The organism is Streptomyces sp. ISL-94 (genome assembly GCF_018614075.1).
Taxonomy (GTDB): domain Bacteria; phylum Actinomycetota; class Actinomycetes; order Streptomycetales; family Streptomycetaceae; genus Streptomyces.
In genome coordinates, this window is sequence record NZ_JAGGOZ010000146.1 from 1 (window position 1) to 9,605 (window position 9,605).

A 9,605-nucleotide genomic window follows, 5' to 3' on the forward strand; every position below is an offset into this window, starting at 1 on the left:
AAAGACATAGGGGCACCCCCCTCGGCCTTCCCCCTCGCGCCCCCGCACGGCAGGTCCCCGAGAACGTCCGCCCCTCGAGGCGCCCGCCATGGGGCAGCGCCCCCTGATCGCCGCCGTCGACGACTGTTCCGAGAACGGCAACCGGTGCTCGGGCGGGCCGTCTCCCGGTCCTGATGAGCGGTATGGCGGGGTGCGGGGGGTCAGGCGGCCCTGCGGCGCCGGATCACCCACACCCCGGCGCCGAGCGCGGCCGCGACGAGGACACCGCCGACGGCGATCTGGCCCGGGCTCATGGAGTCGATGCTGCCGCCGGTGCCGCCGCGCGCGGCGCCCGGGGAGACCTGGAGCGAGACGATGACGCTCTCACCGCCCGGGCCGCCGCACTCGAAGGTGACGCGGTGGGCGCCCGGGCTGGCGTTGCCGAAGACGGTGGCGTTGGCGAAAAGGTTGGTGGCCGCCGGACTGCCGGGGCTGAGCCGTACCTCGCCGAAGGCGCTGGAGCTGGCGCGAGCGGTCCTGGTGCCGCATCCCTCGATGTTGAGGCTGACCCGGCCGCCGGGCGCGACGATGCCGGGGGACACGGTGGCGGAGGCGCGGGCGTGGGCGAGTGTGGCGGGAGAGGCGGCCGCGACGACGAGGGTGGCGGCGGCAACGGCCAACAGGCGGCGCACGGCGGCGGGCGGTTTGGCGAGGGTCTTGGCGGGCTGCTTGGCGGGCATGGAGAGAACTCCTCGGGCTCCTCGAAACGGCGCGGCCAGGGCACGGATGTGACGCGGATTCGGTTGCGCACCGTGCCATGGACGCTAGGAGCCCCGGCCGGGGGCGGCGATCGGGGCCGGGTGAACGGGTGAGGCACTGCTCCGCCCGGCCGAGCCGAATCCCTCCCGGCGGGTGAGGGGACGGTCCGGCTTCGCCCCCTGAAGCTCCCCGCTGCCCGGGGCCGCCCCGGCCATGCCGACGCCGTGAACCGTCTTGCCGATCGGCCGCGAACCGCCTGCCCTTCACGGCTGCCGCCGGGTCGGGTGCCGGGCCCGGCGCCGGGTGCGCGGGTGTCCGGTCGGGCTGCCGTTTCCCCTGCCTGGGGCGTTACGCCGCCGGGGCCGGTGACGGAGGGCGGCGGACTACGAAGGCTGCCAGGGCGCCCGCCGCGAAGAGGGCCACGAGGGAGAGGGCCGTGCCGAGCCACTGGGTGCCGAGCCATTGGGTACCGAAGTAGCCGAGGGCCACGCTGTAGCCCGCCCAGGCCATGCCGGCCAGCACCGACCAGGGCAGGAACTCCGCGACCTTGCGGTGGGTCTTGCCCGCGCCCAGGGAGACCACCGAGCGGCCGGCCGGGGCGAAGCGGGCGATCACCACCAGGGCGCCGCCGCCGCGGGCCAGAGCCGTGCCGAGGCGTTCGTGGGCCCGGGTCAGCCGGCGGGAACGGGCGATGGCCCGGTCCAGCCGGGCGCCGCCGCGCCGGGCCAGCCGGTACGCGGCCATGTCGCCCAGCACCGAAGCGGTCGTGGCGATCACGAGGAGGGCCAGGATGTCCGGCACCTGCTCCGGCACCGGCACCGGCACAGGACCCGCCGCCCCGGCGGCCGCGGCGGCCGCGGCGGCTGTGATCACCAGGACCCCGCTCGGCAGCACCGGGAGGAAGACGTCGAGCACGACGGACACCGCCACCACGGCGTAGATCCATGGGCTCGCGGTCAGCGACCCCAGAGTCTCAAACAAGGCGGGACTCCCCAGTCCGGTTCACGTGCTGCGGCATGAAGCGCCGCGACGTCGCGGGGGAGCGGCAGGAGCGGCTTGACAGCCATACAGCGTACGCCCGGCGCCCGCACCCCGGATGCCCGGGGCGGTCCCCGGATCCCCCGGAGTGTCAGGTCGCATGCTCGGCGCCGCGCATCGGGGAGACGGCATGGCCGCAGGAGCGGGCAGGCGCCGGGGGCGGGCGCCGGCACGGGGCCGCCCCCAACCACCGCCTGCGAAGCATCTGCCCGAGCCGGCGCCGGATTTGCCCCGCCCCGCGCCGGATGAGACTGGTGCCGTGTTGATTTGGCCCGGACCAGGGCGACGGATTCGCCCCGCCTCGTGCCGGATCCGTCGGGCCCAGCGCCGGAAGCTTCCCCGGCCCCGTGCCGGAACCGCCGGGCGCCGCGCCCGAACCGCCCCTCCCGCGGCACGGGTTACGTCGGGGGCGGCGTGAGGTCGCGGTCCAGGATCGGGAGCAGATGGGCTGTCCTGCCCTTCTTGCGGGCCTGGTCGAGGCGGAGGTGGGCCGAGCGGCCGGCCAGGGCCAGGGTCATCAGCTGGTTGCCGAACCACGGACCGCCCGTGCGGCGCCAGCTCAGGGGCGGGCGGCCCGTGCGGCCGTGCCGGGTGAAACCGCGGCCCAGCCAGCGGCCCATACGGGACCAGCCCAGGCGGAAGCCCAGTTTCACCGCGGTGTGGATGGAGTTGTGCACCGGTGAACACGTCAGCTGGAACACGCGCGCCGTGCTGGGTATGCGGGGCTCGGCCACATACGCGTGATGGACGTCCCCCGACAGCACGCACACCGTCGCCGGTGCCCGCGGCCCCGTCCCCACCTCCTCGATCAGATCCGTCAGCGCCGCGAACGACGCCGGGAAAGCCGCCCAGTGCTCCAGATCGCTGCGCCGCCGAAGGTTCTCCCCGATCCGCGCCCACCGCGGCCCCCGCTCACCCCGGCACAGCGCGGCGTTCCACGTCTCCGCGTCGTGGATCAGCGGCGGCATGAGCCACGGCAGGGAGGACCCGATCAGCAGGTGGTCATAACCGCCGTGTCCGGCCAGGGCGTTGTCGCGCAGCCACTGCTGCTCCGCCGGGTCGAGCATGGCCCGACCGTCCTCGGCCAGAACCCGCGCCGCCCGGGTGTCCACCATCAGCAGCCGGGTGCGCCCGAAGTCGCGCCGGTAGCTCCAGCGCACCGTGCCCGGATCGGCATCGGCCGCGGACGCGAAGGCGCGCAGCAGATCGGTGCCGTCCGGGGTCTCCCGTATCGCCCCGTAGAGCCCGTCGGCCGCCAGCTCGGCGGGGGAGAGGTTCCCGAGGTGCTGGTACACCCAGTACGACATCAGCCCGCTGAGCACCCGCTCCTGCCACCACGGCGTCGCCCGCATCTCCGCCAGCCACGCCGCGCTCGTGTTCCAGTCGTCGATGATGTCGTGGTCGTCGAACATGTGCAGGCTCGGCACGGTCGACAGCAGCCAGCGGATCTCCGGGTCGAGCCAGGACTCGTAGTAGAGACGGGTGTACTCCTCGTAGTCCGCGACTTGGGCGCCGGGCGCCTCCCGCAGATTCCGCCGGGCCGCCAGCCAGCGCCGGGTCTCCCGCGACAGCGCGTCGGCGTACACCTGGTCGCCGAGCAGCAGCAGGAGATCCGGGCGCACCGCCTCGGGATCGGCGGCCAGCCGCGCCGCGAGGGTGTCGAGCGCGTCCGCGCCGTGCGGCCCACGCCGGCCGGTGGCGGGCGGCGCGGCCTGCCGGCAGGAGCCGAAGGTGACGCGCAGCCCGGGCCCGGGCCGGCCGTGGCCCGCCACGGCGGGGGTGGTGATCGTGCTCGGCGGGAAGCCGCTGTCGGGCAGCGGCCACACCCGCACGCCGTCGAGCAGCACCTCGTACACCGTGGACGACCCCGGGGTCAGGCCCGTCACCTGGACCAGCGCGTAGTGGTGACCGGCTATCTGGAAGGTCCGCTCGCTGCCGCCCGCCCCGTCGCCGCACCGCACCTCGGCCGTGCACGGGCGGTCCGCCTCGACCCAGATGGTCGCGGAACCGCCCGTGTCCCAGTCGACATGGCGCAGCAGTGGCCCCAGACGCAATCCGGCCATGCAACTCCCCCTCCTCCATAGCCCCTCCGGTCACGGTACGACGGCCAGGGGGAGCCTCGCCTCCCCCTGGCGGGGGAGAGATCGACACGTTCCGCCGACGGCCTGCCGTCAGCAGCCGTTGAGGATGTCGACCAGGGCCGTCTTCTCACCCGAGTCCATGCTCAGCGCCCAGTACTGCTTCACCTGGACCCACATCCGCGCGTACGTGCAGCGGTAGGAGGTCCGCGGCGGCAGCCACTTGCCGGGGTCGAGGTCGCCCTTGGCCTGGTTGACGTTGTCGGTGACCGCGATGAGCTGCGGGCGGGTGAGGTCGTTGGCGAACTGCTGGCGCTTGGAGGTGGTCCAGGAGTTCGCGCCCGAGCGCCAGGCCTCGGCGAGCGGGACGACGTGGTCGATGTCGAGGTCGGAGGCGGCGGTCCAGCTGGCGCCGTCGTACTCGGAGTACCAGCTGCCGCTCACCGCGGCGCAGGCGGAGTCCTGCACGACGTTCACGCCGTCCCGCTTGAGGACGGTCTCGCGGGTGTTGCAGGTGCCGGAGACGGTGCTCCAGTGCGGGAAGAGGTCGCGGCTGTAGCCGGTGGTGGAGCCTTCCGCTTTCGGGGTCACCGTCGCGAGGTAGGAGCGGGCGGCCGCAGCGCTGATGGGGGTGGGCGGGGAGGCCTGGGCGGCAGGGGCACTGACGAGGGAGGTGAGGGCGGCGAGCGCCGCAGCTGACGCGAGCCCGCCGATTCGACGCGCGTAGACGCTGGATATGAGTGCCATGAGGGACTCCCTGGGTGCGGGGGAAAGGCCGTGCGGACCCGGCGGGCCGCGGCCATGGTGGCGGCGCCAGGTTTCGCGGGGGTGGGCGCCAGATGACAGCGTGGCGACATGGGCACGTCACATCAAGCCGTACAGGCCCCTTTGTTCAAAGGGAAGTTGAGGTTCCGCCGCAAAGGGGGCGGGTGCGGTCGCCCTCCCGGATGGTGTGCGGGACCAAAGGCCCATTCCGGGCGCCCGTCGGCGTCCCGTACCCTGGACGGAGCAGAAGGGGAGTAGCTCTTCGCCGGACCGTCGACATACTGCTGGGTCACCCCAGCCGGCGCCCGGAGGCAGGCCGCGGAAGCGGCCGGCCAGCGAGACCTTCGGCCGCAGTGTCCTGTTCAGGTGTAGGCGCGTTCACGCGCGCACACGCAAGCCGGGGCGCCGCCGAGCCGAAGCGACCCCTGATACTCCCCAGGTCTCTCGGTCCGATGGCGTCCTGCCCGACCGATTGAGGTTTCACCCCGTGTTCAGCTTCAGCGTCACGGCGCTCGCCTTCGGCGTCGTCTTCCTCGCCGAACTCCCCGACAAGACGGCCCTCGCCGGCCTGATGCTCGGCACCCGCTACCGCGCCTCGTACGTCTTCGCCGGCGTCGCCGCCGCCTTCGCCGTGCACGTCGCGCTCGCCATCGCCGCCGGCAGCGTGCTGACCCTGCTCCCGCACCGGCTCGTGCAGGCCGTCGTCGGCGTCCTCTTCCTCGCGGGCGCGGCCATGCTGCTCCTGAAGAAGAACGACGGGGAGGAGGATGTCAAGCCGCCCGCCGACCAGTCCTTCTGGAAGGTCTCCGGGGCCGGCTTCATGCTGATCCTGGTGGCGGAGTTCGGCGACCTGACCCAGATCATGACCGCCAACCTCGCCGCGCGCTACGACAACCCCCTCTCCGTCGGCCTCGGCGCCGTGCTCGCGCTGTGGGCGGTCGCGGGCATCGGCATCCTGGGCGGGCGCACGCTGATGAAGTACGTACCGCTGCGGCTGATCACCAAGGTCGCGGCTGCGGTGATGGCGGCGCTGGCCGTTTTCTCGCTGTATGAGGCGATCGCGGGCTGACCTGCGCGGATGCGGAGCGGAGGCCCCCGGAATCCCCTTGTGGGAGTCGATGGCTTCGGCCACCCTCGTACACGTGACCGAAACCACCGCCTCCGCGCAGCGCGCGTCCCAGACCCAGCCCGAGTCCGAGTCCGGAGCCCGGCCCGAGGCAGAGGACGCATCCGCGCCGGACCGGCGCTTCGGCTGGTCCAACATGTTCGTCCACCCCGACGAGGACACCCGCACCGACGGCGGCTTCCGGGGCGAGCGGGCGATGCTCGTCGGCTACCTGCGCGACCAGCGGCTGACGCTGGAGCTCAAGTGTGCGGGCCTTGGCGCGCAGGACCTGGCCAAGCGCTCGGTGGAGCCCTCGGACCTGTCCCTGCTGGGTCTCGTACGCCACCTCGCGGGCGTGGAGCAGTACTGGTTCCGGCACGTCATGGCAGGCCAGGACATACGGAGGCACTACCGCTCGGCGCAGGAGCCCGCGGGGGAGTTCACCGGCGCGGTGGGCGAGCCGGCGGTGGTGGCGGACGCCTGGGCCACCTGGCGTGCGGAGGTGGCCTTCGCGGAGCAGCTCGTGGAGCGGACCTCCGACCTCGGCGCCACCGGGGCCGGCGGGGAGGAGCCCACGGAGCTCCGCGAGGTCCTGGTCCACATGATCGAGGAGTACGCCCGCCACAACGGGCACGCGGACTTCCTGCGCGAGCGCATCGACGGGCGGGTCGGCCAGTAGGTTCCGCCCGAGGGCGCCGCGGCCGCAGGGGGGTCTGGCTGCGGCGCCCCCGTGCGCGCGGTCAGGCCGCGGTGCAGCTGCGCAGCCGGTCGGCCGCCGTCGCGGCCGCGGTGGCGGTGACGGTCGCCGTGGCGGTGAAGACGTCCTCGCCGTTCTGCCGGGCGACGACGCTGACCGGCAGGTGGCCCGTCGTGCCCGTCCCCTCGGGCGCCGGGGTCGTCTCGATCCAGCAGGGCGAGTCCATTTCCGCGTAGCGGAAGAACCGCATCTCCATGGCGGTCAGGAAGCCCTTCCGGGGGAAGGCGGCGCCGTACGCGGCTTGCCGGACCGCCTCCAGGAGGAGCATGCCGGGGGCGTGGTCGACGGGGTGGTCGAAGAGGATCGGGTGGGTGATGTCGGTCCGAAGCTGGGTGCGCTGGGTGAAGCTGGTGGGGGACAGGACCACGTCGTGGAAGCGGTCGCGGCCCACCCGGCGGGGTGTCATCGGCGGCGACAGCGGGAGGATCCGGGCGGTCACCTGGTCGAGGTCCGCGTAACTCCCGCGCAGGCGCTGGTAGATGGCGGGTGGCTGATTGGTGAAGGCGGCCTCGGCGTGGCCCAGGAAGACGCCGTCGCGCGTGGCCGTGACGTGCAGGGTGAGGCCGGCCAGTCTCCGGCCCCGGCGCGTGATGTCGGAGCAGCTGACGCGCAGCACGATGTCGGCGGGTGAGGAGCCCACGACCATGGCCTCGGGATTGATCGTGTAGCTGAAGGTGTCCCATATCTGCCGGTGGCCGAAGGGCACTTCGTACGCGACATGGCTCAGGAGCGGGATCGCCTGGCGTACGGACTCGGCGAGGAGCAGGGGGTCGTGGCGGCCCTCGACCGGAGTGTAGAAGCTGTGGGTCCGGGGCCACTGGGCGGTGATGACGTACTCGTCGGGGGCGATGGCGCGCCACCCCGTGAGGAGTACTTCGGAGTGCGCGCTCTTGTGCACGTACTCACGAGGCAAGGCACTGCTGAGCGCGGAGATCGGCGAAGTTGCATGTTCGGCTAACACGGTCACGGTGAGCCCCCCTTGAAACGTTGGACGCGAACTGGTGGTGCTTGAATGGCGACAGGACTTAAAATAGAGGATGTTCGTTTTTTTTGTCGAGAGGAATGAGGCTCCATGTCAGAGCGGAAGCGGCAGCGCGCACCCCAGCAGCGGGCGGTCCAGACCAAAGCGGCCATCCTGCGTGCGGCAGCCGAGGTCTTCGACGAGTACGGCTTCAGCGGGGCCAGCATCAGCAAGATCATGAACCGCGCCGACGTCACACAGGGAGGGATGTACTTCCACTTCGGCTCGAAGGAGGAGCTCGCCTACGCCGTGATGGTCGGGCAGGGCGAGGGCTTGGAGTTCCCGGCCGGGGAGGACGGGCTGCAGCACCTGGTGGACATCACGCTCTACCTCGCCGAGCAGCTGCAGCACAATCCGGTACTCCGGGCCGGTGTCCGGCTGGCCGTCGAGCAGGGGGAGTTCGGGCTGCGCGACGACGTCGCCTACCAGGCCTGGCTGCTTGAGTTCCGCCAGCAGCTGCGCTTCGCCCGCGCCAAGGGGGAGCTCCAGCCCGACGTCGACGACCACGAGCTGGCGTGGGTGCTGGTCAGCTCCTTCACCGGGGCCCAGCTCTTCTCCCAGGCGTCCACCGGACGGGCCGACCTGCCGCAGCGGATCGCCTCGCTGTGGCGCTACCTGCTGCCCGCCGTCGCCACCGAAGACACCCGCAGGCACATGCGCCTGACGCTGCCTCCGACGAATCCGCAGGCGGACCAGCCGGAGCAGCAGCTGGAGCGGCCCGCGTGAGCGTGCGCCGGGTGGTCGTCACCGGCGCCACCGGCTTCGTGGGGTCGGCGGTACTGCGCCGACTGGCGGAGGCCGGGCCGGACGTCACGGTGCGCGCGCTCTCCCGTACGCCTCCCGCCGGCGGCGCCACCGTCGGGGACGGCGTGCGCTGGGTGGACGCCGACCTGGCCGACGCGGACTCCCTGCGCGGGGTGTGCGACGGCGCGGACGCCGTACTGTCCCTGGCCTCCTACATCGGACCGGACGAGGGACGGTGCGAGGCGGTCAACTCCGCCGGCACCGCGGCCGTGGTGGCCGAGGCGCGACGGGCCGGCGTGGGGCGCATCGTCCAGCTGTCGACCTGCGCGGTCTACGGTCCGGGGCCGCATCGCGGACAGGACGTCGGCGAGCTGGCTCCCGCACCGGTATCGCCGGCCAGCCGCAGCCGGCTGGCGGGCGAGGCGCCGGTCCTCGACGCCGGAGGACTCGTCCTGCGCGCCGGTCTGGTGCTGGGGCGGGGCGACCGCTGGGTGGTACCGGCGCTCGTCGACGCCTTCCGGCGCGTACCGGCGGGGTGGGGCGGAGGCGAAGGACTGGCCTCCTTCGTCGACGTCGGCGATCTCGCGCGGCTCATCACGGCGTTCGCGCTCGGGGACGGCACCCCGGCGGCCGGAGCGACGGGCGTCCTGCACGCCCACCACCCCGATCCGGTGCGCAACGGGGACCTCATGGACGCCCTCGCCGAACACGGGGTGCTGCCGGCGCGCCCGGCCGAGGACTGGCCGTGGCCCAGATGCCTGGACGCCTTGGCCGCGCGGCCGGGCTGGGTGAGCGAGCGCCAGTTCACGCTGCTGGCCCGGGACCACTGGTACCGCTCCGACGCGGCGTGGCAGCTCGCCGGGATCGAGCCGGGGCCCGGCCCGCTGGCCCGGCTGGGCGCGGCGGCCCCGTGGTACAGGGAGCGGGGCGGCCCGGTCCCCGGGTGACGGCGATGTGCCAAAGCCTCGGCGTGATGGAGCCGGTTGGCCGTTGCGGGAAGGTCGGCGGGGTAGCGTCCGGATCCATCCGGTCATCCCTGAAGGAGCTGAAATGCCCGACCTTTCGAACATCGTCAAGGCGTATGACGTGCGTGGCGTTGTGCCGGACGAGTGGGACGAGTCGCTGGCGGAGCTGTTCGGTGCGGCATTCGTGGGGGTGACGGGTGCTGCGGCGATCGTGGTCGGCCATGACATGCGTCCGTCGTCCCCGGGTCTGTCGGCGGCGTTCGCGCGGGGTGCGGCGGCCCGTGGCGTGGACGTGACGCTGATCGGGCTGTGTTCGACGGACCAGCTGTATTACGCGTCGGGTTCTCTGGGTCTGCCGGGTGCGATGTTCACGGCGTCGCACAATCCGGCGCAG

At 73.0% G+C, this 9,605-nt stretch carries 9 protein-coding genes and 1 pseudogene; 5 read left to right on the top strand and 5 right to left on the bottom strand.

Going from position 1 to position 9,605, the window contains the following annotated elements; genetic code table 11:
- Nucleotides 1-200: 200 nt before the first annotated feature.
- The 4 genes from J7E94_RS33780 to J7E94_RS33795 form a co-directional block, all read right to left on the bottom strand.
- Nucleotides 201-719 carry a hypothetical protein gene (locus J7E94_RS33780; RefSeq protein WP_215020640.1) on the bottom strand — a complete coding sequence of 173 codons (519 nt, stop codon included), beginning with the start codon at nt 717-719 and terminating at the stop codon, nt 201-203.
- 367 nt (nt 720-1,086) lie between these two features.
- Nucleotides 1,087-1,719, bottom strand: coding sequence for a DedA family protein (locus tag J7E94_RS33785; RefSeq protein ID WP_215020641.1), 633 nt, complete (start codon nt 1,717-1,719; stop codon nt 1,087-1,089).
- A 455-nt stretch (nt 1,720-2,174) separates the two neighbouring features.
- Nucleotides 2,175-3,839 carry an alkaline phosphatase D family protein gene (locus J7E94_RS33790; protein ID WP_215020642.1) on the bottom strand — a complete coding sequence of 555 codons (1,665 nt, stop codon included), beginning with the start codon at nt 3,837-3,839 and terminating at the stop codon, nt 2,175-2,177.
- Nucleotides 3,840-3,947: 108 nt separating this feature from the next.
- Nucleotides 3,948-4,601, bottom strand: coding sequence for an HNH endonuclease family protein (locus J7E94_RS33795; RefSeq protein ID WP_215020643.1), 654 nt, complete (start codon nt 4,599-4,601; stop codon nt 3,948-3,950).
- Between the two features lie 505 nt (nt 4,602-5,106).
- Between J7E94_RS33795 and J7E94_RS33800 the strand changes: the two genes are divergently transcribed.
- Nucleotides 5,107-5,688 (top strand): TMEM165/GDT1 family protein, encoded by a 582-nt coding sequence (locus J7E94_RS33800; RefSeq protein ID WP_215020644.1) that lies wholly within the window; start codon nt 5,107-5,109, stop codon nt 5,686-5,688.
- A gap of 193 nt (nt 5,689-5,881) precedes the next feature.
- Nucleotides 5,882-6,403 (top strand): DinB family protein, encoded by a 522-nt coding sequence (locus J7E94_RS33805; protein WP_215020648.1) that lies wholly within the window; start codon nt 5,882-5,884, stop codon nt 6,401-6,403.
- Between the two features lie 61 nt (nt 6,404-6,464).
- Here J7E94_RS33805 and J7E94_RS33810 read toward each other — a convergent pair whose 3' ends face one another.
- The gene (locus J7E94_RS33810; RefSeq protein WP_308345642.1) at nt 6,465-7,448 is read right to left on the bottom strand and encodes a ScbA/BarX family gamma-butyrolactone biosynthesis protein; all 984 of its coding nucleotides are present in this window, start codon (nt 7,446-7,448) and stop codon (nt 6,465-6,467) included.
- A gap of 105 nt (nt 7,449-7,553) precedes the next feature.
- Here J7E94_RS33810 and J7E94_RS33815 point away from each other — a divergent pair, with 105 nt between their 5' ends.
- From J7E94_RS33815 to manB, 3 genes and pseudogenes are all read left to right on the top strand, one after another.
- Complete coding sequence (locus tag J7E94_RS33815; RefSeq protein WP_215020646.1) at nt 7,554-8,228, top strand: ScbR family autoregulator-binding transcription factor; 675 nt, start codon at nt 7,554-7,556, stop codon at nt 8,226-8,228.
- Nucleotides 8,225-9,193 carry an NAD(P)-dependent oxidoreductase gene (locus tag J7E94_RS33820; protein WP_215020647.1) on the top strand — a complete coding sequence of 323 codons (969 nt, stop codon included), beginning with the start codon at nt 8,225-8,227 and terminating at the stop codon, nt 9,191-9,193. The genes J7E94_RS33815 and J7E94_RS33820 overlap by 4 nt, the downstream gene beginning before the upstream one ends.
- A 103-nt stretch (nt 9,194-9,296) precedes the next feature.
- Nucleotides 9,297-9,605 (top strand): annotated as a pseudogene (manB, locus tag J7E94_RS33825) (phosphomannomutase/phosphoglucomutase); the annotation flags it as partial.

Excerpts from the sequence above, each read along its gene's own strand:
- J7E94_RS33795 (WP_215020643.1), bottom strand. The coding sequence starts at position 4,601 with ATGGCACTCATATCCAGCGTCTACGCGCGTCGAATCGGCGGGCTCGCG.
- J7E94_RS33780 (WP_215020640.1), bottom strand. The coding sequence starts at position 719 with ATGCCCGCCAAGCAGCCCGCCAAGACCCTCGCCAAACCGCCCGCCGCC.
- J7E94_RS33805 (WP_215020648.1), top strand. The coding sequence starts at position 5,882 with ATGTTCGTCCACCCCGACGAGGACACCCGCACCGACGGCGGCTTCCGG.
- J7E94_RS33815 (WP_215020646.1), top strand. The coding sequence starts at position 7,554 with ATGTCAGAGCGGAAGCGGCAGCGCGCACCCCAGCAGCGGGCGGTCCAG.
- J7E94_RS33790 (WP_215020642.1), bottom strand. The coding sequence starts at position 3,839 with ATGGCCGGATTGCGTCTGGGGCCACTGCTGCGCCATGTCGACTGGGAC.